The sequence below is a fragment of the Streptomyces sp. 7R007 genome, from assembly GCF_054850255.1.
The window spans coordinates 14,752-39,080 of record NZ_JBTWMV010000004.1; the positions used below are offsets into that span (position 1 = coordinate 14,752).

A 24,329-nucleotide genomic window follows, 5' to 3' on the forward strand; every position below is an offset into this window, starting at 1 on the left:
ACCCCCATCACAGGGAGTCTAGGGATGTCGAACATCGTCGGGAACTATTTCAGGCTCCGCCCCCTGACCGAAAGTCGGGCCTTGTGAAGAGCACGCTCCCACGCATCGACTGGTTCCGTTGACGGGGTTGAAACCGACCCGGAGAGTGGTAATCCACGCGAGGGGGACATGCGCGGCAGTGGAGCCGCGCCGCGGATCGGGGGGTCTGCCATGAGTGCGACGTCGAGCGTCGAGCACGCCGGGTACCGCACGGGTGTGCCGTGGGGGGACGTCCTGTTGTCCGCGATCGCCTCCGTGAGCTGGGCGTTGATCGGGATGGCGGGCACGGCGGCGCTCGGGCTGCACCTGCTCCAGGCCGACGCGACGGCCTCGCTCGGGCCGATGACCGCGGCCGTCGTGGCGCTCGGGGCGGGTGGGTCGGTCACCCCCTCCGGTGACGTGTCCGCCTTCGGCCTGACCGGCGCCCAGGCGCACACGGCCGTCACGATCACGCCACTGGGCGTGAGCCTGGTCGGCGCGCTCCTGTTGTCGTGGTTCTTCCTACGGTCCCTGCGGGCGGCCGGAGCGGTGATCGCGCCCTCCGAACTCCTCGCGCGCGCGGGCGCGGTGGTCGCGCTCTTCGTGGCGACGCTGGGCGGACTGGCCTGGGCGGGGCACGACGTCATCACGATCGACGGCGGCTCGCTGGGCCTGGACAAGCTGCCCGGCGCGGGCGGGGGCGGCGGCGGGGTGAAGATCCCGGGTCTCGGCGACCTCGGGGACATCAGCGGGCTGCTGCCCGACAACATCGGCAACCTCATCCACGCCAAGGCGGCGGTGGGTTTCACCGTCGACACGGCGCCGACGCTGCTGGGCGGGCTGGGCTGGTCGGCCGGGATCCTGCTCATCGCCCTGCTGGCCTCGCGCCGCACGCCCCTGCCGCGCGGCTGGGAGGCCGTCCACCGGGTCGTGCGGCCGGCCGCGTCCGCGCTGGTGACGGTCATGCTGGTCGCGGTCGCCGCGGGGCTGGCGGCGGCGGTGTACGCGGCGATCGGCGACGCCCATCCCCGGCGGATCTTCGGCGCGGCGCTCCTGGGCGCCCCCAACGGCACGTGGCTGGGCATCCCGATCGGCCTCTTCGTACCGTTCGACGGCAAGGCCACCGGCGAACTGGCCAAGCTCCTGCCGGACCCCCTGGACAAGCTCCTCACCGCGAAGACCGACCAGTCGGTGACCCTGGGCCGCCTGGCCGACCTGGACGGCCGGGTGTGGTTGCTGGGCGTCGCCGCGGCCGTGATGATGCTGCTGGCGGGGGTCCTCACGGCGGTGCGGACGCCGGTGGGGAGCGGGCGCGCCGGGGCGGACTGGGCGCAGGGCGCGTCCCGGGGGCCGGGCGCAGGAGCAGTGGCCGGTTGGACGCCGGGGGCTTCGGGCGGGGGCGGTTCGGCGGGTGTACGGGGTGCCGGTGCCCTTGGCTTCGCCGGGCGCTGTGCGCTGCGGCTCGGGGTCGCCACGGCGTTGACGTTGCCGCTGCTCGCATGGCTGACCGAGGTGTCGGTGGACGCCTCCCTGTCCGTGCTGGGGTTCGACGCGTTCGGCGCCGGGATCCACCTGAAGGGGAATCTCGGCATGGCGCTGCTGCTCGGCGCCGTGTGGGGGGCGGGGGCGGGGGCCGCCGGGGCGTTGCTGGCCTGGGCGACGGGGGCGGCGGGACGCCGGGCGGCGCCGCTGGCGGTGGGTGCGCCGGGGGCGGGGGCCGGGGCGCCGACCGGGCAGCCTCAGTACGCCCGGGAGCGGGGGGCGTATGCGGGCGGGTCGGCGCCGTATGCGGGGGGCGCGGGCGGCGTGGGAAGCGGGGGCGCAGGTACGTCCGGGCCTTACGCCGGGGGCGCGAGCCGCCAGACGTCCGGACCGCACGCGGGGGGCGCGAGCGGCGGTACGTCCGGGCCCTACGCCGGGGGCGCGGGGGCCGGTGCCTCCGGGCCCCATGCCGGGGGCGCGGGCGCCGGTACGACCGGGCCCTACGCCGAGGGCGCGAGCGGCCATACGTCCGGACCGCACGCGGGGGACGCGAGCGGCGGTACGTCCGGGCCCTATGCCGGGGGCGCGAGCCGCCCTACTTCCGGGCCCCATGCCGGGGGCGCGGGCGCCGGTACGTCCGGGCCCTACGCCGGGGGCGCGGGGGCCGGTGCCTCCGGGCCGCACGGCGCAGGCGCGGGCGGCGGGGCGTCCGGGCCGTACACTCCCGCCGCTCCGTATCGGCCGCCCAACCCCGCCACCAACCCCTACCTGCGTCTGCCGGACGGTGTGCGGGAGCCGGAGGACGCCGAGGTCGCCGACAGCCCGCCGGACGAGACGCCCGACGTGTACGGCGCCCCGACCGTCGCGCGGCCTTACGACGGCCCGCCGCCCCGCTCGACCGGCCCCGGCTCCGGCAACCGCCCCAGGACGCCGCGCAAGCAGCCGCCCCCTCCCACGCCACCGCCTCCGCCGAGGAGGCCGAAGGGCGACCGCTGAGGGGGACGGTGATTGAAGCCGGGGGCGGTCGGGTCGCTGGAGGCGGACGCGTGTCTTCCGGTGCTCGCGATGCCGTGGTGGCCGGCGCGTAAGGCCGTGGCCACCCGGCCGACACCCAGTGTTCCGTGTCCGCTAGACGGACTGCGGGGGCGGCAGGCACGGCGTGCCGGATACGGTGGGTACACCATGAGCGCTTCGCAGATCCCGACCTCCGACGTGGCCTCGGACGTCCCCACCCTCCTCGTCAAGATCTTCGGCAAGGACCGGCCGGGCATCACGGCCGGCCTCTTCGACACCCTCGCGGCCTTCTCCGTCGACGTCGTCGACATCGAGCAGGTCGTCACCCGTGGCCGAATGGTGCTGTGCGCGCTCGTGACCGAGCCGCCCCGAGGACTGGAGGGCGAGCTGCGGGCCACCGTCCACAGCTGGGCGGACTCCATGAAGATGCAGGCGGAGATCATCTCCGGCCTGGGCGACAACCGGCCACGCGGCCTCGGCCGCTCCCTGGTCACCGTGCTCGGCCACCCGCTCACCGCGGAGGCGACCGCCGCGATCGCCGCGAAGATCACCAAGGCGGGCGGCAACATCGACCGTATCTTCCGCCTCGCCAAGTACCCGGTCACGGCCGTGGAGTTCGCGGTCTCCGGTGTGGAGACCGAGCCGCTGCGCACGGCTCTGGTCACGGACGCGGCGGCACTGGGTGTCGACGTCGCGGTGGTCGCCGCGGGCCTGCACCGGCGGGCACAGCGGCTCGTCGTCATGGACGTGGACTCCACGCTCATCCAGGACGAGGTGATCGAGCTGTTCGCGGCGCACGCCGGCTGCGAGGACAAGGTCGCCGAGGTGACGGCGGCCGCGATGCGCGGGGAGCTGGACTTCGAGCAGTCGCTGCACGCGCGCGTGGCGCTGCTGGAGGGGCTGGACGCCTCGGTGGTGGACAAGGTGCGCAGCGAGGTACGGCTGACGCCGGGCGCGCGCACGCTGATCCGGACGCTGAAGCGGCTCGGCTACCAGGTCGGTGTCGTCTCGGGCGGGTTCACGCAGGTCACGGACGACCTCAAGGAGCGCCTCGGGCTGGACTTCGCGCAGGCCAACACCCTGGAGATCGTCGACGGCAGGCTGACCGGCAAGGTCACCGGGGAGATCGTGGACCGGGCGGGCAAGGCGCGGCTGCTGCGCAGGTTCGCCGCCGAGGCGGGCGTGCCGCTGGCGCAGACGGTGGCGATCGGCGACGGCGCCAACGACCTGGACATGCTCAACGCGGCCGGTCTCGGGGTCGCCTTCAACGCCAAGCCGGTGGTCCGGGAGGCGGCGCACACCGCGGTGAACGTGCCGTTCCTGGACACGGTGCTCTACCTGCTGGGCGTCACCCGGGAAGAGGTCGAGGCGGCGGACATGCACGACGGAGACTGAGAGCCGCGGACGTGGTGGTGAGGGCCCGGCGCCGTGGTGGTGCCGGGCCCTCGGCCGCCCTGGTGGCTCGGGACCGGCTCAGTCGGTGGGCGCCCAGTAGTCGAGCAGGGTGGCCGTGCCCGGTTCGAGGCTCTTCCAGGAGCCGTCGAAGGACAGCACGGCGAAGGCCGCGGCCGGGAAGCCGCGCTGCTTCATCCGCTGCCGGGCGTCGCCCTCGGCCGCGCCGGCCAGGACGTCGGCGAGGCCCTCGATGCCCGGGTTGTGGCCGATGAGGACCACGTTCTGCGCGTCGTCGGGGGTCTCGTTGAGCAGGGCGATCAGCTCGCCCGGGGAGGCCTCGTAGATCCGCTCCTCGTAGACGGTTTTCGGCCGCTGCGGGAGTTCGTGGACGGCCAGCTTCCAGGTCTCGCGGGTGCGGGTCGCGGTGGAGCACAGGGCCAGGTCGAGGTGGATGCCGGAGTCGGCCAGCTTGCGTCCGGCGACTGCGGCGTCCGTGCGGCCCCGGTCGGCGAGGGGGCGCTCGTGGTCGGTCACCTGTGGCCAGTCGGCTTTCGCATGCCGGAAGAGGACGATCCTGCGGGGTTCAGCGACGCTCATGGAACCCAGCTTCGCATGAAACAGGCCACGGGGCGCAGGGAGTTGACGGGCGGCCGAAGCGGGTGTTCAGCGGGCTATCAGCTGCTGGGCGCGCTCGAAGAGGTGGGTGATCGCCGGGTCGCTCGCCGCGTGCGCGTCCGTGGGGTTCAGCATCAGCGCCAGCAGCACGACGAAGGCGAGGGTGGGCAGGGCGAGGGCCCACCAGGGCAACCGGATGTCGACGCCGCCCGTGGTCGCCGGGTGGGGCCGGGTGTGCGTACGGGCCGACATGGGTGCCTCCGCTGGTCTTCGGGTCCGGTGTGATCCGCCGCTCGCGGTCACACTTCGAAGTTACGGAATCGGCGGCCCTCAACCCATCCGGAGATCCACCCAGTTGACCCTGACACTCGCCCCCTAGGGGACAGGGGGGTTAACCCCACCACCGGCCGCGCGGTCGCCCCGCGGGGGCCGTCACGGCCGTCACGGCGAAGCGATCGTCGCGACGATGGCGATGATCACGAAGATGGCGAAGAACGAGCCGAAGACGATGAGCATCTTCTTCTGGCCGTTCTGGGGGTTCGGATCGAGCACTGGCATACGGCCAGTCTCGCACCCGGCGCCCGCGGCGCCCGCCCCGGGGTCGGCGGTCGCTCCGCGGGGCGGGCAGCCCCTCCCCCGGAGGGGTCGGCGCCGTCCCGGTCAGCGGGCCGCCTCGTCCTCCACCGTGCGGTTGCGCCCCGCCAGCACCCCGACGGCCATCTGCGGCACCATCAGGCCCGCCATGAGCGCGATCGGCAGCCCCCAGCCGCCGCTGTGCTGGTAGAGCACGCCGACCAGCAGCGGGCCGGGGATGGAGATCAGGTACCCGGTGCTCTGCGCGAAACCCGACAGCTGGGCGACGCCGGCCCCCGTGCGGGCCCGCATGCCGACCATCGTCAGGGCCAGCGGGAAGGAGCAGTTGGAGATGCCGAGCAGCAGCGCCCAGCCCCAGGCGCCGGCGGCCGGCGCGAGGTACAGGCCGGCGTATCCGGCGAGTCCGCAGACGCCGAGCGCGAGCACGATCGGGCCCTGCCGGGGCAGCCGGGCGGCGACGCGCGGGATGACGAAGGCGAGCGGCACGCCCATCACCATCGTGACGGCGAGCAGCAGTCCGGCGGTGGAGGCGGGCACGCCCGCGTCCCGGAAGATCTGCGCCATCCAGCCCATCGTGATGTAGGCGGCGGTGGCCTGGAGGCCGAAGTAGACGGCGAGCGCCCAGGCGGTGCGGCTGCGGGTGATGCGCAGCGCGGGCGGCGCGTCGTCCACGCGCGCGTGGCTCTCCTGCTCGGAGGTGGTGCCCCGGTCGCGTACGAGGGGTATCCACGGCAGCACCGCCACCGCCGCGAGCCCCGCCCACACCACGAGCCCGGGGCGCCAGCCGCCGCCCAGGGCGTCGGTCAGGGGCACCGTCACGGCGGCCGCGAGGGCGGTGCCGAGGGCGAGGGCCATGGAGTACAGGCCTGTCATGGAGCCGACCCGGTCCGGGAACCAGCGCTTGACGATCACCGGCATCAGCACGTTGCTGACCGCGATGCCCATGAGCGCGAGGGCGCTGGCGGCGAGGAATCCGGCGGTGGTGCCGACGTAGGGCCGCACGGCCAGGCCGGCGGTGATGGCGACCAGGCCGGCGCAGACCACCGCGCCGGGGCCGAAGCGGCGGGCCAGGCGCGGGGCGGTGACGCCGAAGACGGCGAAGCAGAGCGGGGGCACGGAGGTGAGCAGGCCGGCGACGCTGCCGCTCATGCCGAGGCCGTCGCGCACCTCTTCCAGGAGGGCGCCGAGGCTGGTGATGGCCGGGCGCAGGTTCAGGGCGGCCAGCACGATGGCGACGGGAAGCAGACGCAGGGTCCACGCGCGCGTGGGGGGCGTTTCGGGGGTCTGCGCGGGCGGCTTCGTGGACGTCGTCGTCAGGCAGGTCTCGCGTGTCTTCTCGCTGGCCATGTCGCCCATCATAGAATCATGGGATGATTGGTTGTCCATGCCCGGGTCGGGCGGTCTCGGCCGCCGCGTGCGAAGGTGTGCCATGCCTCTGAGTCATCCGCGTCGTTCGGCCCTGTCCGAGCAGGTGATCGCCGCGCTGCGCGGTCAGATCACCTCGGGCGAATGGCCGGTCGGCGCCCGGATCCCGACCGAACCGGAGCTGGTCGAGCAGCTCGGCGTCGCCCGCAACACGGTCCGCGAGGCCGTCCGCGCCCTCGCGCACAACGGCCTGCTGGACATCCGCCAGGGCTCCGGCACGTACGTCGTGGCGACCAGTGAGCTGGCCGGCGTGATGCACCGCCGGTTCGCCGAGGCGGACCCCCGGCACATCGCCGAGCTGCGCTCCACGCTGGAGTCGGCGGCGGCGCGGCTGGCGGCCGAGCGGCGCACGGAGCGGGATCTCAAGCAGCTGGACGCGCTGCTCGTGCGCCGTGAGGAGGCGTGGACGTCGGGTGACGCGGAGGCGTTCGTGACGGCGGACGCGACCTTCCACCTGGCGGTGGTGTCGGCCTCCCACAACGACGTGATGACGGCGATGTACGCGGACCTCGGCGAGGTGCTGCGGGACTGGCTGCGCGAGGACGTCGGCGAGGACCTCACCCCGGAGACGTACATGGACCACACGCGCCTGCTCGACGCGATCCGCGCGGGCGACGCGCAGGCGGCCGGCGCCGAGGCGGCGAGCTACCCCTTCCTGTGCCGGCCCGGCCGGTTCACCGCCGCTGGTGGTCCACCCACGCCGAGCGGACCTCCTTCCAGCACCGCCCGGTGAGCCGTACGGTCAGCGCCGGTCCGGTGTCGACGGGGGTGCCGTCGGAGTCGAGGTCCCACCAGCGGGCGCACTCGACATGCAGGCTGACGCGGTCGGTCTGCGGATAGGGGTTGTGGCAGTACGCCGTCACCCGGGAGCCGGTGACCTTGGTACGGCACTCGGCGCCGAAGGGCTGTGCGGCGGCGGGCACGCGCACGCGCGCGTGCGGCACCGCTTCGTACGGCAGGCACATCACGAGAGCGACGGCGGCGGTCACTGAGGCCAGGCTGCGGGACAGGCGCACAAGGGGACCTCCTCGGCCGGGCTGGGGAGGGGAACGCGTGGTGAACGCGTAATCCAGGGTGCGCAGTTGCGGGCCGGGTCCGCCCGGTCGGATAGGCCGAACGGGCGACGCCCCGCTCCCTGGGGGAACGGGGCGTCGCAGAGGTGTTTCAGGCGCCGATGGCGTGCAGCCCGCCGTCGACGTGGACGATCTCGCCGGTGGTCTTGGGGAACCAGTCGCTGAGCAGGGCGACGATGCCCTTGCCGGCCGGCTCCGGGTCCTTCAGGTCCCACTCCAGCGGGGAGCGGGTGTCCCAGACGTTGGCCAGGTCGCTGAAGCCCGGGATGGACTTGGCGGCCATGGAGCCGATCGGGCCCGCGGAGATGAGGTTGCAGCGGATGTTCTGCTTGCCCAGGTCGCGCGCGAGGTAGCGGCTGGTGGCCTCCAGGGCGGCCTTGGCCGGGCCCATCCAGTCGTACTGCGGCCAGGCGTACTGCGCGTCGAAGGTGAGGCCGACGACGGAGCCGCCGTTCTGCATCAGCGGCAGGCAGGCCATGGTGAGCGACTTCAGGGAGTACGCCGAGACGTGCATGGCGGTGGCCACGGACTCGAACGGCGTGTTCAGGAAGTTGCCGCCGAGCGCGTCCTGCGGCGCGAAGCCGATGGAGTGCACGACGCCGTCGAGGCCGCCGAGCTCCTCGCCGACCAGGTCGGCCAGCCGGCCAAGGTGCTCGTCGTTGGTCACGTCGAGCTCGATGACCTTGGTGGGCTTGGGGAGCTTCTTGGCGATGCGCTCGGTCAGGGTGGGCCGCGGGAACGCGGTCAGGATGATCTCGGCGCCCTGCTCCTGGGCCAGCTTGGCGGCGTGGAAGGCGATGGAGGACTCCATCAGCACACCGGTGATCAGGACGCGCTTGCCCTCGAGGATTCCGCTCATGGTTGTCAGTGACCCATTCCCAGTCCGCCGTCAACGGGGATGACGGCTCCAGTGATGTACGAGGCGTCGTCGGAGGCGAGGAACCGCACCGTCGCGGCGACCTCCTCGGGCTGCGCGTACCGGCCGAGCGGGACCTGCTTGACGATGGTCTCGCGCTGCTCGTCGGTGAGCGCCTTGGTCATGTCGGTGTCCACGAAGCCGGGCGCGACGACGTTGAAGGTGATGTTGCGCGAGCCCAGCTCACGGGCGAGCGAGCGCGCGAAGCCGACCATGGCGGCCTTGGAGGCGGCGTAGTTGGCCTGGCCGGGGCCGCCGTAGAGGCCGACGACCGAGGAGATGAGGACGACGCGGCCCTTCTTGGCGCGCAGCATGCCGCGGTTGGCGCGCTTGACGACGCGGAAGGTGCCGGTGAGGTTGGTGTCGATGACGGAGGTGAAGTCCTCCTCGGTCATCCGCATCAGGAGCTGGTCCTTGGTGATGCCGGCGTTGGCGATCAGAACCTCGACGGGACCGTGCTCGGCCTCGATCTCCTTGTAGGCCTGCTCCACCTGCTCGGGGTCGGTGATGTCGCACTTGACGGCGAGGAAGCCGGCCGGCGGCTCACCCGAGCGGTACGTGATGGCGACCTTGTCGCCGGCGTCGGCGAAAGCGCGGGCGATGGCGAGGCCGATGCCTCGGTTGCCTCCGGTGACGAGAACCGAGCGGCTCAACGGATCACCCTTTCCCTAGGGGTCTGACACACCCGCCCGAACACCTGGATGGCAGGCGGCTTCCTCGAAAACCTATCGGGCCCGGCCCGCCCGCGGACAATCGGGCACCGACAGTGGCGTACGGGACTCACTGTCGGGTCCCTACAGAAAGTCCCCGGGTGGCGGCGAAACCTGTGGTCCCCGGGGCCGTCCACACGACATGATCGGGTCAACCGCCGGCCCAGCCACAGGTCACGACAGTCAAGGAGAGACCTCGGTGCCTCATACCATCGACGAAGCCTTCACGGCCCTACCCCTGCGTGCCCTCGCCGACGCGGCGCTGGCACGCGCGCGTGCGCTGGGGGCCGAGCACGCGGACTTCCGGTTCGAGCGGGTGCGCAGCGCCTCCTGGCGGCTGCGGGACGCCAAGCCCGCCGGCTCCCAGGACACCACCGACCTCGGGTACGCGGTGCGGGTCGTGCACGGCGGCACCTGGGGCTTCGCGTCGGGGGTGGACCTCACCCTGGACGCGGCGGCCAAGGTCGCCTCGCAGGCGGTGGCGATGGCGAAGCTGTCCGCCCAGGTGATCAGGGCGGCCGGCTCGGACGAGCGCGTGGAGCTCGCCGACGAGCCGGTGCACGCCGAGAAGACGTGGATCTCGTCGTACGAGATCGATCCGTTCACCGTGCCCGACGAGGAGAAGTCGGCGCTGCTCGCGGACTGGAGCGCGCGGCTGCTGGCGGCGAACGGCGTCAACCACGTGGACGCCTCGCTGCTGACCGTGCACGAGAACAAGTTCTACGCCGACACCGCGGGCACGGTGACCACGCAGCAGCGGGTGCGGCTGCATCCGTCGCTGACGGCCGTGTCGGTCGACGAATCCAGCGGCGAGTTCGACTCGATGCGGACCATCGCGCCGCCGGTCGGGCGCGGCTGGGAGTACCTCACCGGCACCGGCTGGGACTGGGAGAGCGAGCTGGAGCAGATCCCGGAGCTGCTCGCCGAGAAGATGCGCGCGCCGAGCGTCGAGCCGGGCCTGTACGACCTCGTGGTGGACCCCTCCAACCTGTGGCTGACCATCCACGAGTCCATCGGCCACGCCACCGAGCTGGACCGCGCGCTCGGCTACGAGGCCGCCTACGCCGGCACCTCCTTCGCCACCTTCGACCAGCTCGGCAAGCTCCGCTACGGCTCCGAGCTGATGAACGTCACCGGCGACCGCACCGCCGAGCACGGCCTCGCGACCATCGGCTACGACGACGAGGGCGTGGAGGGCCAGTCCTGGGACCTGGTCAGGGACGGCACGCTCGTCGGCTACCAGCTCGACCGCCGTATCGCGCGCCTGACCGGCTTCGAGCGCTCCAACGGCTGCGCCTACGCCGACTCCCCCGCGCACGTGCCGGTGCAGCGCATGGCCAACGTGTCGCTGCGGCCGGACCCGGCCGGGATGTCCACCGAGGATCTCATCGGGGGTGTGGACCGGGGCATCTACGTCGTCGGCGACCGGTCCTGGTCGATCGACATGCAGCGCTACAACTTCCAGTTCACCGGCCAGCGGTTCTTCAGGATCGAGAACGGGCGGATCACCGGGCAGCTGCGGGACGTCGCGTACCAGGCGACGACCACCGACTTCTGGGGCTCGATGGCCGCGGTGGGCGGTCCGCAGACGTACGTCCTGGGCGGCGCGTTCAACTGCGGCAAGGCCCAGCCGGGGCAGGTCGCGGCCGTCTCCCACGGCTGTCCGTCGGCCCTCTTCAAGGGCGTCAACATCCTCAACACCACGCAGGAGGCCGGTCGATGAGCGCCCGTACGAGCAAGCCGCACGAGATCGTCGAGCGGGCGCTGGAGCTGTCCGCCGCCGACGGGTGCGTGGTGATCGCCGACGAGCAGTCGAGCGCCAACCTGCGCTGGGCGGGCAACGCGCTCACCACGAACGGCGTCACCCGCGGCCGTACGCTCACGGTGATCGCGACCGTCGACGGCAAGGAGGGCACCGCCTCCGGTGTGGTCTCCCGGTCGGCCGTGACCGTGGACGAGCTGGAGCCCCTGGTGCGGGCCGCCGAGGACGCCGCGCGCGGTGCCGGGCCCGCCGAGGACGCGCAGCCGCTGGTCACGGGCGTGGCCCCGGCGCCGGAGTTCACGGAGGCGCCCGCGGAGACGACCTCGGCGGTGTTCGCCGACTTCGCGCCGGCGCTCGGCGAGGCGTTCGCACGCGCGCGTGCCGGCGGGCGTGAGCTGTACGGGTTCGCCAACCACGAGATGGTGTCGACGTACGTGGGCACCTCGACGGGGCTGCGCCTGCGGCACGACCAGCCCAACGGCACGCTGGAGCTGAACGCCAAGTCCCCGGACCGTACGCGCTCGGCGTGGGCCGGCCGCTCCACGCGGGACTTCAAGGACGTCGACCCGGCCGCGCTGGACGCGGAGCTCGCCGTACGCCTGGGCTGGGCCGGGCGGCGGACCGAGCTGCCGGCCGGGCGGTACGAGACGCTGCTGCCGCCGACCGCGGTGGCGGACCTGCTGATCTACCAGCTGTGGTCGGCGTCGGGGCGGGACGCGGCGGAGGGCCGCACGGTGTTCTCCAAGCCGGGCGGCGGCACGCGCGTGGGCGACCGGCTCTCCGAGCTGCCGCTGACCCTGCGCAGCGACCCGAACGAGCCGGGCCTGGAGTCGGCGCCCTTCGTGATCGCGCACTCCTCCGGCGGAGACCAGTCGGTGTTCGACAACGGGCTGCCGCTCGCCGCGACCGAGTGGATCCGCGGGGGCGAGCTGGCCCGTCTGACGACCACCCGGCACAGCGCGGGCCTGACCGGGCTGCCGGTGGCGCCGGCGATCGACAACCTCGTCCTGGACGGCGGCACGGACCGCTCCCTGGAGGAGATGGTCGCCGGCACCGAGCGCGGGCTGCTGCTGACCTGCCTGTGGTACATCCGCGAGGTCGACCCGGCCACGCTGCTGCTCACCGGTCTGACCCGGGACGGTGTCTACCTCGTGGAGAACGGCGAGGTGACCGGCGAGGTGAACAACTTCCGGTTCAACGAGTCGCCGGTCGATCTGCTGGGCCGCGCCACCGAGGCCGGGCGCACCGAAAAGACGCTGCCGAGGGAGTGGGGCGACTGGTTCACTAGGGCTGCGATGCCGGCGCTGCGGGTGCCGGACTTCAATATGAGCTCTGTCAGTCAGGGCGTATAACCTCGTAGCCGGCAGTCGCTCGACTGCTCGAAGACCATCAAGGAGATACGAGAACCGTGACGGACATCGTCGACGAACTGAAGTGGCGTGGGCTGATCGCCCTCTCCACTGACGAGGACGCATTGCGCAAGGCGTTCGCGGACGGTCCCGTCACGTTCTATTGCGGCTTCGACCCGACCGCGCCCAGCCTGCACCTCGGCAACCTCGTGCAGATCCTGACGATGCGCCGGATCCAGCAGGCGGGCAACCGCCCGCTGGGCCTGGTCGGGGGCGCCACGGGCCTGATCGGCGACCCGAAGCCGAACGCGGAGCGCACGCTGAACGCGCCCGAGGTCGTCGCCCAGTGGGTCGAGCGGCTGCGCGCGCAGATCGCGCCGCTGCTGGACTTCGAGGGGCCGAACGCGGCCGTCATGGTCAACAACCTGGACTGGACCCAGGGGATGTCGGCCATCGAGTTCCTGCGGGACGTCGGCAAGCACTTCCGCGTGAACAAGATGATCGCCAAGGAGGCCGTCGCCCGGCGCCTGGAGTCCCAGGAGGGCATCAGCTACACCGAGTTCAGCTACCAGATCCTGCAGGGCATGGACTTCCTGGAGCTGTACCGGCGCTACGGCTGCACGCTGCAGACCGGCGGCAGCGACCAGTGGGGCAACCTCACCTCGGGCACGGACCTGATCCACAAGGTCGAGCCCGACGCCGTGGTGCACGCGCTGGGCACGCCGCTGATCACCAAGGCCGACGGCACCAAGTTCGGCAAGACCGAGTCCGGCACGGTGTGGCTGGACCCGGAGATGACCACGCCGTACGCCTTCTACCAGTTCTGGCTGAACGCGGACGACCGGGACGTCTCCAAGTTCCTGCGCATCTTCAGCTTCCGCTCCCGCGAGGAGATCGAGGAGCTGGAGCGGCAGACCGAGGAGCGTCCGCAGGCCCGTGCCGCCCAGCGGGCCCTCGCCGAGGAGCTGACGACGCTGGTGCACGGCGCCGACCAGACGGCCGCGGTGATCGCCGCGTCGAAGGCGCTGTTCGGCCAGGGCGAGCTGGCGGAGCTGGACGAGAAGACGCTGGCCGCGTCGCTCTCCGAGGTCCCGCACATCCGGGTCACCGAGCTCGGTCCCGTCGTGGACCTGTTCGCCGAGGTCGGTCTCGTGGCCAGCAAGTCGGCCGCGCGCCGGACCGTGAAGGAGGGCGGCGCCTACGTCAACAACGTGAAGGTCGCCGCCGAGGACGCCGTCCCCGCCACCGAGGACCTGCTGCACGGCCGGTGGCTGGTGCTGCGGCGCGGGAAGAAGAACCTGGCGGCCGTCGAGGTCGCGTCCGCCTAGGAGCGTGCGCGGGGGCGGTCCCCTCCTGTGCGGGAGGACCGCCCCCGTGGCTCAGGTCGTCTGTTTGCGCTTGCCGAGCGTCGCCATGTACAGCATGTCGACCACGAAGACGATGACGATCGCGGCCACCAGCTGGAAGGCGTGCCGGCTCCAGTCGATGCCCTTGGTCGACTCGACGCCCACCGCCCGCGCGATCGCGTTGCCGACGATGGCGCCGAGCATGCCGCAGATGGTGGTCAGCCAGAGGGGACTGTGCTGCTTGCCCGGGATGATCGCCTTCGCGATCAGACCCAGCACGAATCCCACGATGATCGCCCACAACCAGCCCATGGCTGCCTCCTCGTACGGCTCTACGCGAGCATTACGTCGAGTGTCGGTCCGTGCGCCGTACGGCGCATGTCGGGTACGGCCGTACGCGCTACGGCGGATTCCGTCCGCCGTAGCGCAAGGTGCCCCGGTCTCGTAGCCGACGCAGGCGCGGCGTAACGTGGGATGGGTCCGGACCCCGTTCCCCGACCGGGGACGGGCCGGTTACCGGGCGGGGAGAGCCTGACGCGGGCGGATGGTGGAATGTGATGCGGAAGCAGCATGGCGGCGGCAGCGCCCAGGTGTTCCGGATCACCGGAGCCCGGACGGGCCTCCAGGAGGACGTGCGCGGCCGGCAGCGCCGGTACGTCATCTCGATGTCCATCCGGACGGTGTCGGTGATCCTCGCGGCGTCGCTGTGGAACGTCGAACGGCACGTCGCGATCGTGGCGCTGGTCCTCGGGGCCGTCCTCCCCTACATCGCGGTGGTGATCGCCAACGCCGGGCGCGAGAACGCGCCATCTCTGCCGTCGACGTTCGTGACCGCGCCGACGCGGCCGATGCTGGCACCGCCGCGGACGAACGACGGTTTCGCGGAACCGGTCCCGGAAGATGTCGCGGCGGAGCGTGCGCCGGGCGCACGAACCGAGCCGCACGAGCGGATGTGAGCGCGGCCCGCGGGGCGTGTCCGGGGTGCGAGCGGAACGACGGCTCCGGACAGGCTCAAGAAAAGCTCAGATCAATCATGTTGTTCCAGTGCCGGGCGACGGGCTACCCGTGACATACTTCGTAGGCGCTCCGCATCCCCCGTCGGAGCGACAGACCGACGCCGGGCAGCTCCCCCCGTGGCTGCTCGGCGTCGCCTTGTTTCCGCGTGCCTGTGAGATCGAATCGTGAGTGACGAGACACCTGTCTGCTCTGCCAAGGGCTGCCGTGCCGACGCCGTGTGGGTGCTGGCGTGGAACAACCCGAAGATCCATACACCGGAGCGGCGCAAGACGTGGCTGGCCTGCGAGGAGCATCGCGAGCATCTGTCGCAGTTCCTGGGCGTGCGGGGGTTCCTGAAGGACGTCGTGCTGCTCAAGGACTGGGAAGCGCAGGCGGGCTGAGGGCGCTCGCCTAGCCCCCGATTGCGGACATGGGCCTGTCCGGCTGGACGAACGACGGGTCGTCCAGGCCGGCGCCCGCCTTCTTGCCCCACATCGCCAGGCGCCAGATGCGGGCTATCTCCTCGTCGGGGGCGCCGTCGCGCAGGGCCGCGCGCAGGTCTGTCTCCTCGCGGGCGAACAGGCAGGTCCTGACCTGGCCGTCGGCCGTGAGGCGGGTGCGGTCGCAGGCGGCGCAGAAGGGGCGGGTGACGGAGGCGATGACGCCCACCCGGTGGGGGCCGCCGTCGACCAGCCAGCGTTCGGCCGGGGCCGAGCCGCGCTCGTCGGCGCCCTCGGGGGTGAGGTCGAAGCGGGTGCGCAGGGAGGCCAGGATGTCACCGGCGGTCACCATGCCCTCGCGCTTCCAGCCGTGCTGGGCGTCCAGGGGCATCTGCTCGATGAAGCGCAGCTCGTAGTCGTGCTCCATGGCCCAGGCGAGGAGGTCGGGGGCCTCGTCGTCGTTCAGGCCCGGCATCAGGACGGTGTTGACCTTCACCGGGGTCAGGTCCGCCTCGCGGGCGGCGCGCAGGCCCTCCAGGACGTCCTTGTGGCGGTCCCGGCGGGTGAGGGTCTTGAAGACGTCGGGGCGCAGGGTGTCCAGGGAGACGTTGACCCGGTCCAGGCCCGCCGCCTTCAGGGCCGCCGCCGTGCGCCGCAGGCCGATGCCGTTGGTGGTGAGGGACATCCGGGGGCGCGGGCGCAGGGCCGCGACGCGCTCCACGATGCCGACCAGGCCGGGGCGCAGCAGCGGCTCGCCGCCGGTGAAGCGGACCTCCTCGATGCCGAGGGAGGTGACGGCGATGTCGATCAGGCGGACGATCTCGTCGTCCGTGAGCAGGTCCGGCTTGGCCAGCCACTGCAGGCCCTCCTCGGGCATGCAGTACGTACAGCGCAGGTTGCACCGGTCGGTCAGCGAGACCCGCAGGTCGGTGGCCACTCGGCCGTAGGTGTCGATGAGCACGTGGGGCCCCCTCCCTCGTAGCGGATCAGTACGGCTGCATCATTTTCCGTCTCCTGCGAGCCTACGTGACGTCACTGACAACCACAGCGGCCCGATCCCACGACAGACGGCGCGGCCGCGTCGTAGGGATCTACGACGCGGCCGCTCAGAGGCTGGTCGGCGGGGTGGTCAGTGGGCGCCGGTGCCGGTCAGGGACCGGACCTCCAGCTCCGCGTACTTGCCCTTGTCCGGCTCCTCCTTGGACAGGTAGGTGCCGAGGACGCCCAGCAGGAAGCCGACCGGGATGGAGATGATGCCGGGGTTCTCCAGCGGGAACCAGTGGAAGTCGACGTCGGGGAACATCGACGTCTCCTTGCCGGAGACGACCGGCGAGAACAGCACCAGGCCGACCGCCGTGACCAGGCCGCCGTAGATCGACCACAGGGCGCCGGAGGTGGTGAACCGCTTCCAGAACAGGCTGTAGAGGATCGTGGGCAGGTTGGCGGAGGCGGCGACCGCGAAGGCCAGGGCGACCAGGCCGGCGACGTTGAGGTCGCGGGCGAGGGCGCCGAGGACGATGGCGACGGCGCCGATGCCGACGGCCGCCCAGCGGGAGGCGTTCACCTCCTGCTTCTCGGTGGCCTGGCCCCTCTTGATGACGTTGGCGTAGATGTCGTGGGCGAAGGACGACGAGGACGCCAGGGTCAGCCCCGCGACGACTGCCAGGATGGTGGCGAAGGCGACCGCGGAGATCGAGGCGAGCAGGACGGCGCCCCAGTTGGAGTCGACCCCGCCCAGGTGCAGGGCGAGGAGCGGGGCGGCGGTGTTGCCCGCCTTGTTGGAGGCGATGATCTCGTCGGGTTTGATCAGCGCGGCGGCGCCGAAGCCGAGTGCGAGGGTCATCAGGTAGAAGGCGCCGATGAGGCCGATCGCCCAGTTCACGGACTTACGGGCGGTCTTGGCGTTGGGCACCGTGTAGAAGCGGATCAGGATGTGCGGCAGGCCCGCGGTGCCGAGGACCAGGGCGATGCCGAGGGAGACGAAGTCCAGCTTGGACGTCGAGGTGAGGCCGTACTTGAGGCCGGGTTCCAGGAAGGCGGAGCCCTTGCCGCTGTTGTCGGCGGCCTTGCCGAGCAGGTCGGAGATGTTGAAGTCGAACTTCAGCAGCACCAGGAAGGTCAGCAGCAGGGCGCCGGCGATCAGCAGGACGGCCTTGACCATCTGCACCCAGGTGGTGCCCTTCATGCCGCCGATGGTCACGTACACGATCATCAGGACGCCGACCAGGGCGACGATGGCGATCTTGCCGCCGTCGCTGGTGATGCCGAGCAGCAGCGAGACCAGGACGCCGGCGCCCGCCATCTGCGCCAGCAGGTAGAAGATCGACACGACGATGGTGGAGGTGCCGGCCGCGGTGCGGACCGGGCGCTGGCGCATGCGGTAGGCCAGGACGTCGCCCATGGTGTAGCGGCCGGAGTTGCGCAGCGGCTCGGCGACCAGCAGCAGGGCGACGAGCCAGGCGACCAGGAAGCCGATGGAGTACAGGAAGCCGTCGTAGCCGGCCAGGGCGATCGCGCCCGCGATGCCGAGGAAGGAGGCCGCGGACATGTAGTCGCCGGAGACGGCGAGGCCGTTCTGGAAGGCGGTGAACTGCCGTCCGCCGGCGTAGAAGTCGGCGGCGTCCTTGGTCTGCCGGCCCGCCCACACGGTGATGACGAGCGTGGCGGCGACGAACACCGAGAACAGGGTGATGATCAGCGTACGGTGCTCGCTGACCGCGGTGGCCGCCAGCAGGGTGGTCTGCGCGTGGCTCATGCGCCGCCCTCCATCCGGGACTTGATCGCCTCGGCCTTGGGGTCGAGCTTTGCAGCAGCGTGCCGCGAATACCACCAGGCGATGAGGAACGTGGTGAGGAACTGGGCGAGGCCCAGCACGAGCGCGACGTTGATGTTGCCGACCACCTGGGTGCCCATGAAGTCGTCCGCGTAGTTGGACAGCAGCACGTACAGCAGATACCAGGCGATGAAGCCGACGGTCAGCGGAAAGGCGAACGAGCGGTGGGAGCGGCGCAGTTCGCCGAACTCCGCGCTCTGCTGCACCTCTTCGAACTCCTCGGTGGAGGGGAGTGCGTGCTGGACTTTCGAGGGGGGCGGTGCGTCGGTAGCCACGTAGTCTCCTCGCGTTGCGGTTGTGACGGGGACCGGGGGCGAGTGTCCTCGCCTTCCCTGCTCAAGGTCACGGCGCCACGCGAGGACGGGTTCAACGCTCTTGACCTGTTTCCGAACTCACCTTGGGCAACTCATTGCTGGCCAGCGACTTCGGGGGATAGTTTTCGGCCTGGACCGCCCGTCATGTACCTGCCCGAGCACCACCTGTGTCTCGGGCCGTTTCGTTTCCGGATGATGTGGAGACCCCATGGCTCATCTGCGCACCAGACGTCGGCTCGCCCTCGCGGTGCCGGTCGTGCTGTCCCTGACCGCCTCCCTGGGCTTCCTGCCGGCGGCCGCGCAGGCCGCGCCCCGCGTGGAGTCCGCCACCCAGGCGGCCGACGCGGACACCTACGCGTACCTCGTCAACACCAGGACGGACCACCGCACCCTCGCGTCGGTCAAGAAGGCGATCAACGCGGCCGGTGCCACGGTCGTCGCCTCCTACGACCGGATCGGCGTGATCGTCGTCCACTCCACGGACCTCGACTTCGCCAAGAAGATACGCAAGGTGCGCGGCGTGCAGTCGGCGGGCGCCTCGCGCACCTCGCCGGTCCAGGCGGCGGGCACGACCGACGAGGGCGCGGTGCAGTACCTCTCCAAGGCCGAGGCCGCGAAGGCGGCGAGCGGTGCGACGGCCGGTCAGGAGCCGCTGGAGGCCGACCAGTGGGACTTGCGGGCGATCGGCGCCGACAAGGCCGCCGAGGTCGACCCGGGCAGCAAGAGCGTGACGGTCGCGGTGATCGACGTCGGCGTCGACGACACGCACCCCGACATCGCGCCGAACTTCTCCGCCTCGCAGTCCGCGAACTGCGTCAGCGGCAAGGCGGACACGACGTACGGCTCCTGGCGGCCGGTGGACGCCGACCACTACCACGGCACGCACGTGGCGGGCGAGATCGCCGCGGCCCGCAACGGCATCGGCGTGGCGGGCGTCGCGCCCGGCGTGAAGGTCGCCGGCATCACGGTGGCCCAGCCGGACGAGAACCAGCTGTTCTTCCCCGAGAGCGTGGTGTGCGCCTTCGTGTTCGCCGCCGACCACGGCGTGGAGATCACCAACAACAGCTACTACGTCGATCCGTGGCAGTACAACTGCATGGACGATCCCGATCAACGGGCCATCGTCGACGCGGTCAACAGGGCCCAGTTGTACGCGCAGAGCAAGGGCACGCTCAATGTCGCCTCGGCGGGCAACTCCAACGACGACCTCGACTCGGACGCCCTCGTCGACGACTCCAGCCCCGACGACTCGACCGCGGTGACCCGCACGGTCGACCCGCACGAGTGCTTCGACGTGCCGACCCAGCTGCCGGGCGTGGTCACGGTCAGCGCGACCGGCGTCACGAACGCGAAGTCGTACTACTCCAGCTACGGCGACGGCGTCATCGACGTCGCGGCGCCGGGCGGCGACAAGTACAAGATCCCGGACACGCCGTCGAAGAACGGCCGCATCCTGTCCACGATGCCGAACAACCAGTACGGCTGGCTGCAGGGCACCTCGATGGCCTCGCCGCACGTCGCGGCGGTCGCCGCGCTGCTGAAGTCGACGCACCCGTGGGCGTCTCCGGCCCAGTTGCAGGCGCTGCTGAAGGCGGAGGCGGACAACCCCGGCTGCCCGACGGACCCCTACGACGGTGACGGCGACGGCGTGGTGGACGCGACCTGCGTGGGCGGCAAGCGCGTCAACGGCTTCTACGGCTTCGGCATCGTCAACGCGCTGCGCGCGGTGAAGAAGTAGCCGGCGGCAGCCACGCAGCCCTCCTCCCGGGGGAGTCCGCTCCCCCGGGGCCCGATTCCTTCCCGCACGGTCCGCTCGTACCGCGAACGAACGAACTGGAGACTCAGACCCATGACAGCGCCTCACCCGCGCTACCGCCGCGCGCTCGCCCTCCCGCTCGGGATGGCGATGGCGTCGGCCCTCGCGTTCCTGCCGAACGTCACGGCCTCGGCCGCTCCCCGGGAGACCCCGGCGGCGACGGCCACGGACGCGACCGCGCTCAGCTACGTCGTCAACGTCCGCCCGGGCCACGGCCCTTCGGCGCACGTGAAGAAGGCGATCGCCGAGGCCGGCGGCACCATCGTGACCTCGTACGACCAGATCGGCGTGATCGTCGTGCACTCGTCGAACGCCGACTTCGCCAAGACCATGCGCACGGTGCCCGGCGTGCAGTCGGCCGGCAACACGCGCAACGCGCCGCTGCCCGCCCAGTCCACGACCGACGTGGGCACGCCGAAGGCACTCACCGCCGACCAGCTGGCGGACGTCCAGGCGGCCGACGGGCAGGACCCGCTGGAGCCGCTCCAGTGGGATCTGGCGGCCATCAAGGCGGACAAGGCGCACGAGAAGACGCTCGGCAGCCCGGACGTCACCGTCGCCGTGATCGACACCGGTGTCGACGACACCCACCCCGACATCGCCCCGAACTTCGACCGCAAGGCCTCCGTCAACTGCGTGTCGGGCAAGCCGGACACGACCGACGGCGCCTGGCGGCCGAGCGCCGCGGAGAGCCCGCACGGCACGCACGTCGCCGGCGAGATCGCGGCGGCGAAGAACGGCGTCGGCATGACCGGTGTCGCGCCGGGTGTGAAGGTCGCCGGGATCAAGGTGGCCACGACGGCCGGCTACTTCTACACCGAGGCCGTGGTGTGCGGCTTCGTGTGGGCGGCCGAGCACGGCGTGGACGTCACCAACAACAGCTATTACACCGACCCCTGGTACTTCAACTGCGCCGACGACCCGGACCAGAAGGCGCTCGTGGACGCCGTCACCCGGGCCTCGCGGTACGCGGAGAGGAAGGGCGCGGTCAACGTCGCGGCGGCGGGCAACGAGAACTACGACCTCGACGCCGACTCGATCACCGACCCGGTCTCCCCGAACGACGCCACGCCCTCGGACCGGGTGATCGACCCGCACAAGTGCTTCGACATACCCACCCAGCTGCCGGGTGTGGTGACGGTGGCGGCCACCGGCGCGAAGGGCATCAAGTCGTCGTTCTCCAACTACGGCCTGGGCGTGATCGACATCGCCGCGCCGGGCGGCGACTCGACGGCCTACCAGACGCCGGCGCCCCCGGCGACGAGCGGGCTGATCCTGGGCACGCTGCCCGGCGGCAAGTGGGGCTACATGGCCGGTACGTCGATGGCGACGCCGCATGTCGCCGCCGTCGCCGCGTTGATCAAGTCAACCCACCCGCACGCCTCTGCCGCCCTGGTGAAGGCCCTGCTGTACGCCGAGGCCGACGCCACGCCGTGCACGGACCCGTACGACATCAACGGCGACGGCAAGGTCGACGCGGTGTGCAAGGGGTCGAAGAACCGCAACGGCTTCTACGGCCGGGGCATCGCGGACGCGCTGGACGCGGTGACCAAGTGACCGGAGGCGGTGACCACGTGACTGGCCACGGTTCCAGGTGACCGGCCACGGTTTCGGGTGACTGGTCGGGCCATGTATTGATTCAGTCAATACTGCATAGTGCAGTCATGACTGGAATCAAGTTCGCATGGTCCGCGCTGGGCGGTGACCCCGCTCTGCTCGCGCGGGTCTCGGCGGTGGTGCGGGAAGGCGCCCTCCCAGGGCGCCTTCCCGTCCGGGAGCTCGCGCGCGCCTGCGTCGGCGCGTGCGCGCTGGCCGCGGCCGAGCTCGGCGCCCGGCGGGCCGGACTCGCCGAGGTGCCCCGGGTCCGGGTGGACGACGGGGCGGTGGCGGCGGCGTTCCACAGCGAGCGGCACCTGCTGGTGGACGGCCGGGCCCCGGTCGGCTTCGCCCCGCTGTCGAGGTTCTGGCGGACGGCAGACGGATGGGTGCGCACGCACGCCAACTACCCGCATCACCGGGCCCGTCTGCTGTCCGCGCTGGGCGTGCCGGACGAGGTGGCCGCCGTCGAGGCGGCCCTCGCCGAACGGACCTCGCTGGAGGCCGAGGAGGCCGTGTACGCCGCCGGCGGGCTCGCCGTGGCCCTGCGGTCGCCAAAGGAGTGGGCCCGGCACGAGCAGGCGGCCGAGGCGGACCGGCGGCCGCTGGTCGAGCGGGAACGCCTCGACACCGCGCCCGCGCGCGTGCTCACCCCGCTCGACGGCACTCCCCTGCTCCCCGCCGCCGGACTGCGGGTCCTGGACCTGACCCGCGTCCTGGCCGGCCCGGTCGCCACCCGCACGCTCGCCCTGCTGGGCGCGGACGTGCTGCGCCTGGACTCCCCCCGGCTGCCCGAAATCCCCGACCAGCACGCCGACACGGGCTTCGGCAAGCGCTCGGCGACGCTGGAGCTGGCGACCGACCGGCGCGCCTTCGAGGAGCTGCTCGCGGCGGCGGACGTGGTCGTCACCGGCTACCGCCCGGGTGCCCTGGACCGCTTCGGGCTGTCGGCCGAGGCGCTGGCCGAGCGGCGCCCCGGGCTGGTGGTGGCGCAGTTGTCGGCGTGGGGCGCGTACGGGCCGTGGCGTGCGCGGCGCGGCTTCGACAGCCTCGTACAGGCGGCGACCGGGATCGCCGTCACCGAGGGCTCGGCCGCGCGTCCCGGGGCACTGCCGGCGCAGGCCCTCGACCACGGCACCGGGTACCTGCTGGCGGCGGCCGTGCTGCGGGCGCTGACGGAGCAGTCGGACGAGGGCGGCAGCCGGTTCGTGCGGCTGGCGCTGGCGCGGACCGCCGGGTGGCTCACGACGGGGGTGGGGACCAGCGCCCCCGGGGCTGAGGCGTACGAGGGGCCGGAGCCCTGGCTCGCGGAGGCGGACAGCCGGCTCGGGCGGCTGCGGTACGTGCGCTCGCCGGTGTCCTTCGACGGCGGGCCGGGCGACTGGACGAGCCCGCCGGTGCCGTGGGGTTCGGATTCCGCCCGCTGGCGATGAGTGCCCGGGCGTCCGAAACCGTACCCATGGGTGGAATGGGGCACCCCCAGTTGCTTTACTCCGGTTGCCCGGTTCCGAGAGGGCTGGTGAAGCTCTTGAGGTGACGTTGACAAGACCCCCCTCCGAGGTGGCCGACGCGAGCGAGCCGATACGCCGTCCCGGTGCCCGCCGGGCCGTCGCAGTGCTCGTCCTCGTGCCGCTGGCCGCACTGATACCCCTGCTCGGACCGTCCGCCGCGCTGCACGGCACCGGAGAGGCCGCCGCGCCCGGCGCCGGCGGCATCGCACTGCTGCGGGCGGTGCTGTTCGCGGCGCTCTGCGTGCCGGTGGGCGAGCTGTTCGTGACCCGGCTGACCCGCGCCCTTCCCGACGCCCCCGCCGAGGCGCCCCGCAGCTGGACCCCGTACGCGGCCGTCGCCGGTTTCGTCGCCGCGCTGGGCCTCGCGTCGGTCGTCTCGACCGGCAACCTGATCCCGCACAGCCTCTCGGCGATCGACATCGGCGGTCTGTACGACTCCCGGGACGGCAGACTCGCGCTGGTCGAGGTCAACGCCTTCCTCGTGGCGGCCCTGCTGGCCCGCTCGCGCTTCCGGGCCGCCCAGGTGTGGCCGCCGGCCGCGGTGATCGTGGCCGAGGCCCTGCGCGCGCATCCCGGTACCGAGCACAGCCCGCTGGTCGGGTCCGGGCTGACGCTGGTGCACCTGACGTGCGCGTCGCTGTGGGCGGGCGGACTGCTGCACGCGCTGCGCACCCTGCGCCGCTGGCGCGGCCATGCGGCGGGTGCCGCCCTGTTGGGTCTCTACGCGCGCGTGGCGGCCGTTCTGCTGGCCGCCATCACCGCGACCGGCGTGTGGAGTTCCCTGCGGCGCATGCCCGAGGGCACCCTCCTCGACCAGCTGACGACGACGGCCTACGGGCGCACCCTGCTCGCCAAGGTGATCCTGGTGGCCGTCGTCGGCGCGCTCGCCCTGTGGGCCCGCTTCCGACTCAGCCGCGCCACCGACCCGCTCAGCGCGTGCGCGCCCGCGCGGGTGGAACTCGTCGTGCTGGGAGCGGTCGTCGTGGTGTCGGGGCTGCTGACCGCGCTGCCGTTGCCGATTCGCTGGTCGTGACGTTGACGCATTGACCGGATCAACGTGTTGACCGGTCGAGGGCATGCCGGTCAACCGTTGGTGACCAGCACCTTGAGCGCGGGCGCTCGTC

The 24,329-nt window shown here is 72.0% G+C and carries 23 protein-coding genes; 12 read left to right on the top strand and 11 right to left on the bottom strand.

Going from position 1 to position 24,329, the window contains the following annotated elements; translation table 11 throughout:
* Positions 1–210: 210 nt before the first annotated feature.
* Together ACYF6T_RS06775 and serB are read left to right on the top strand one after the other, a co-directional pair.
* Positions 211–2,496: a streptophobe family protein gene (locus ACYF6T_RS06775; RefSeq protein ID WP_461694219.1), complete on the top strand. Its 2,286-nt coding sequence runs from the start codon at positions 211–213 to the stop codon at positions 2,494–2,496.
* A gap of 186 nt (positions 2,497–2,682) precedes the next feature.
* The gene (gene serB, locus ACYF6T_RS06780; RefSeq protein WP_461694221.1) at positions 2,683–3,909 is read left to right on the top strand and encodes a phosphoserine phosphatase SerB; all 1,227 of its coding nucleotides are present in this window, start codon (positions 2,683–2,685) and stop codon (positions 3,907–3,909) included.
* 78 nt (positions 3,910–3,987) lie between these two features.
* Here the strand turns inward: serB and ACYF6T_RS06785 are convergent, their stop codons facing one another.
* The 4 genes from ACYF6T_RS06785 to ACYF6T_RS06800 all read right to left on the bottom strand — a co-directional run bounded on the left by ACYF6T_RS06785 (position 3,988) and on the right by ACYF6T_RS06800 (position 6,477).
* Positions 3,988–4,506, bottom strand: a complete 519-nt coding sequence (locus ACYF6T_RS06785; RefSeq protein ID WP_461694223.1) for a SixA phosphatase family protein — start codon at positions 4,504–4,506, stop codon at positions 3,988–3,990.
* Positions 4,507–4,572: 66 nt separating this feature from the next.
* Positions 4,573–4,776, bottom strand: coding sequence for a hypothetical protein (locus tag ACYF6T_RS06790; RefSeq protein ID WP_461694224.1), 204 nt, complete (start codon positions 4,774–4,776; stop codon positions 4,573–4,575).
* A 189-nt stretch (positions 4,777–4,965) separates the two neighbouring features.
* A complete protein-coding gene (locus tag ACYF6T_RS06795) occupies positions 4,966–5,082 on the bottom strand; it encodes an SGM_5486 family transporter-associated protein (RefSeq protein ID WP_461694226.1) in 117 nt (38 codons plus the stop codon).
* A 102-nt stretch (positions 5,083–5,184) separates the two neighbouring features.
* Positions 5,185–6,477 carry a CynX/NimT family MFS transporter gene (locus ACYF6T_RS06800; protein ID WP_461694227.1) on the bottom strand — a complete coding sequence of 431 codons (1,293 nt, stop codon included), beginning with the start codon at positions 6,475–6,477 and terminating at the stop codon, positions 5,185–5,187.
* Between the two features lie 70 nt (positions 6,478–6,547).
* Between ACYF6T_RS06800 and ACYF6T_RS06805 the strand changes: the two genes are divergently transcribed.
* Positions 6,548–7,276: a FadR/GntR family transcriptional regulator gene (locus tag ACYF6T_RS06805; protein WP_461694228.1), complete on the top strand. Its 729-nt coding sequence runs from the start codon at positions 6,548–6,550 to the stop codon at positions 7,274–7,276.
* On the opposite strand, the gene ACYF6T_RS06810 is transcribed toward ACYF6T_RS06805, so the two are convergent.
* The 3 genes from ACYF6T_RS06810 to fabG form a co-directional block, all read right to left on the bottom strand.
* The gene (locus ACYF6T_RS06810) at positions 7,218–7,559 is read right to left on the bottom strand and encodes a hypothetical protein (protein ID WP_461694230.1); all 342 of its coding nucleotides are present in this window, start codon (positions 7,557–7,559) and stop codon (positions 7,218–7,220) included. The two genes, ACYF6T_RS06805 and ACYF6T_RS06810, sit on opposite strands and share 59 nt — an antisense overlap.
* Positions 7,560–7,707: 148 nt before the next feature.
* The gene (gene fabI / locus ACYF6T_RS06815) at positions 7,708–8,475 is read right to left on the bottom strand and encodes an enoyl-ACP reductase FabI (protein WP_461694231.1); all 768 of its coding nucleotides are present in this window, start codon (positions 8,473–8,475) and stop codon (positions 7,708–7,710) included.
* A gap of 5 nt (positions 8,476–8,480) precedes the next feature.
* Entirely contained in the window at positions 8,481–9,185 is a 705-nt protein-coding gene (gene fabG, locus ACYF6T_RS06820) for a 3-oxoacyl-[acyl-carrier-protein] reductase (RefSeq protein WP_461694232.1), read from the bottom strand.
* Positions 9,186–9,441: 256 nt separating this feature from the next.
* Here fabG and ACYF6T_RS06825 point away from each other — a divergent pair, with 256 nt between their 5' ends.
* The 3 genes from ACYF6T_RS06825 to tyrS are packed head-to-tail and all read left to right on the top strand — an operon-like array spanning position 9,442 to position 13,681.
* On the top strand, positions 9,442–10,965 hold the full coding sequence (locus ACYF6T_RS06825; protein ID WP_461694233.1) for a TldD/PmbA family protein: 1,524 nt from the start codon (positions 9,442–9,444) through the stop codon (positions 10,963–10,965).
* The gene (locus ACYF6T_RS06830) at positions 10,962–12,356 is read left to right on the top strand and encodes a metallopeptidase TldD-related protein (RefSeq protein WP_461694234.1); all 1,395 of its coding nucleotides are present in this window, start codon (positions 10,962–10,964) and stop codon (positions 12,354–12,356) included. Before ACYF6T_RS06825 ends, ACYF6T_RS06830 begins: the two co-directional genes overlap by 4 nt.
* A 56-nt stretch (positions 12,357–12,412) precedes the next feature.
* On the top strand, positions 12,413–13,681 hold the full coding sequence (gene tyrS, locus ACYF6T_RS06835; protein ID WP_461694235.1) for a tyrosine--tRNA ligase: 1,269 nt from the start codon (positions 12,413–12,415) through the stop codon (positions 13,679–13,681).
* Between the two features lie 51 nt (positions 13,682–13,732).
* On the opposite strand, the gene ACYF6T_RS06840 is transcribed toward tyrS, so the two are convergent.
* Positions 13,733–14,011 (bottom strand): GlsB/YeaQ/YmgE family stress response membrane protein, encoded by a 279-nt coding sequence (locus ACYF6T_RS06840; protein WP_461694236.1) that lies wholly within the window; start codon positions 14,009–14,011, stop codon positions 13,733–13,735.
* A 245-nt stretch (positions 14,012–14,256) separates the two neighbouring features.
* Here ACYF6T_RS06840 and ACYF6T_RS06845 point away from each other — a divergent pair, with 245 nt between their 5' ends.
* A complete protein-coding gene (locus ACYF6T_RS06845) occupies positions 14,257–14,655 on the top strand; it encodes a DUF3099 domain-containing protein (RefSeq protein ID WP_461694237.1) in 399 nt (132 codons plus the stop codon).
* 225 nt (positions 14,656–14,880) lie between these two features.
* Positions 14,881–15,096, top strand: coding sequence for a hypothetical protein (locus ACYF6T_RS06850; RefSeq protein WP_461694239.1), 216 nt, complete (start codon positions 14,881–14,883; stop codon positions 15,094–15,096).
* Between the two features lie 10 nt (positions 15,097–15,106).
* Here the strand turns inward: ACYF6T_RS06850 and moaA are convergent, their stop codons facing one another.
* The 3 genes from moaA to ACYF6T_RS06865 form a co-directional block, all read right to left on the bottom strand.
* Positions 15,107–16,096, bottom strand: coding sequence for a GTP 3',8-cyclase MoaA (gene moaA, locus ACYF6T_RS06855; RefSeq protein ID WP_461694241.1), 990 nt, complete (start codon positions 16,094–16,096; stop codon positions 15,107–15,109).
* Between the two features lie 168 nt (positions 16,097–16,264).
* Positions 16,265–17,890, bottom strand: coding sequence for a solute symporter family protein (locus ACYF6T_RS06860; protein WP_461694242.1), 1,626 nt, complete (start codon positions 17,888–17,890; stop codon positions 16,265–16,267).
* Positions 17,887–18,243 (bottom strand): DUF485 domain-containing protein, encoded by a 357-nt coding sequence (locus ACYF6T_RS06865; RefSeq protein ID WP_461694243.1) that lies wholly within the window; start codon positions 18,241–18,243, stop codon positions 17,887–17,889. Before ACYF6T_RS06865 ends, ACYF6T_RS06860 begins: the two co-directional genes overlap by 4 nt.
* Positions 18,244–18,490: 247 nt before the next feature.
* On the opposite strand from ACYF6T_RS06865, the gene ACYF6T_RS06870 reads away from it, so the two are divergent.
* The 4 genes from ACYF6T_RS06870 (at position 18,491) to ACYF6T_RS06885 (ending at position 24,238) form a co-directional block, all read left to right on the top strand.
* Positions 18,491–20,020 carry a S8 family peptidase gene (locus ACYF6T_RS06870; RefSeq protein WP_461694245.1) on the top strand — a complete coding sequence of 510 codons (1,530 nt, stop codon included), beginning with the start codon at positions 18,491–18,493 and terminating at the stop codon, positions 20,018–20,020.
* Between the two features lie 111 nt (positions 20,021–20,131).
* Entirely contained in the window at positions 20,132–21,655 is a 1,524-nt protein-coding gene (locus ACYF6T_RS06875) for a S8 family peptidase (RefSeq protein ID WP_461694247.1), read from the top strand.
* A 107-nt stretch (positions 21,656–21,762) separates the two neighbouring features.
* Entirely contained in the window at positions 21,763–23,127 is a 1,365-nt protein-coding gene (locus ACYF6T_RS06880) for a CoA transferase (RefSeq protein ID WP_461694249.1), read from the top strand.
* A gap of 100 nt (positions 23,128–23,227) precedes the next feature.
* Positions 23,228–24,238, top strand: a complete 1,011-nt coding sequence (locus ACYF6T_RS06885; RefSeq protein WP_461694251.1) for a CopD family protein — start codon at positions 23,228–23,230, stop codon at positions 24,236–24,238.
* Positions 24,239–24,329: the final 91 nt, after the last annotated feature.

What these genes read in the sequence shown, in the direction of transcription:
- ACYF6T_RS06790 (WP_461694224.1), bottom strand. Translation starts at nt 4,776, where the DNA reads ATGTCGGCCCGTACGCACACCCGGCCCCACCCGGCGACCACGGGCGGC.
- ACYF6T_RS06795 (WP_461694226.1), bottom strand. Translation starts at nt 5,082, where the DNA reads ATGCCAGTGCTCGATCCGAACCCCCAGAACGGCCAGAAGAAGATGCTC.
- ACYF6T_RS06880 (WP_461694249.1), top strand. Translation starts at nt 21,763, where the DNA reads ATGACTGGAATCAAGTTCGCATGGTCCGCGCTGGGCGGTGACCCCGCT.
- ACYF6T_RS06845 (WP_461694237.1), top strand. Translation starts at nt 14,257, where the DNA reads ATGCGGAAGCAGCATGGCGGCGGCAGCGCCCAGGTGTTCCGGATCACC.
- ACYF6T_RS06805 (WP_461694228.1), top strand. Translation starts at nt 6,548, where the DNA reads ATGCCTCTGAGTCATCCGCGTCGTTCGGCCCTGTCCGAGCAGGTGATC.
- ACYF6T_RS06775 (WP_461694219.1), top strand. Translation starts at nt 211, where the DNA reads ATGAGTGCGACGTCGAGCGTCGAGCACGCCGGGTACCGCACGGGTGTG.
- serB (WP_461694221.1), top strand. Translation starts at nt 2,683, where the DNA reads ATGAGCGCTTCGCAGATCCCGACCTCCGACGTGGCCTCGGACGTCCCC.
- ACYF6T_RS06800 (WP_461694227.1), bottom strand. Translation starts at nt 6,477, where the DNA reads ATGATGGGCGACATGGCCAGCGAGAAGACACGCGAGACCTGCCTGACG.
- ACYF6T_RS06785 (WP_461694223.1), bottom strand. Translation starts at nt 4,506, where the DNA reads ATGAGCGTCGCTGAACCCCGCAGGATCGTCCTCTTCCGGCATGCGAAA.
- ACYF6T_RS06870 (WP_461694245.1), top strand. Translation starts at nt 18,491, where the DNA reads ATGGCTCATCTGCGCACCAGACGTCGGCTCGCCCTCGCGGTGCCGGTC.
- ACYF6T_RS06860 (WP_461694242.1), bottom strand. Translation starts at nt 17,890, where the DNA reads ATGAGCCACGCGCAGACCACCCTGCTGGCGGCCACCGCGGTCAGCGAG.
- ACYF6T_RS06840 (WP_461694236.1), bottom strand. Translation starts at nt 14,011, where the DNA reads ATGGGCTGGTTGTGGGCGATCATCGTGGGATTCGTGCTGGGTCTGATC.
- ACYF6T_RS06830 (WP_461694234.1), top strand. Translation starts at nt 10,962, where the DNA reads ATGAGCGCCCGTACGAGCAAGCCGCACGAGATCGTCGAGCGGGCGCTG.
- ACYF6T_RS06875 (WP_461694247.1), top strand. Translation starts at nt 20,132, where the DNA reads ATGACAGCGCCTCACCCGCGCTACCGCCGCGCGCTCGCCCTCCCGCTC.
- fabI (WP_461694231.1), bottom strand. Translation starts at nt 8,475, where the DNA reads ATGAGCGGAATCCTCGAGGGCAAGCGCGTCCTGATCACCGGTGTGCTG.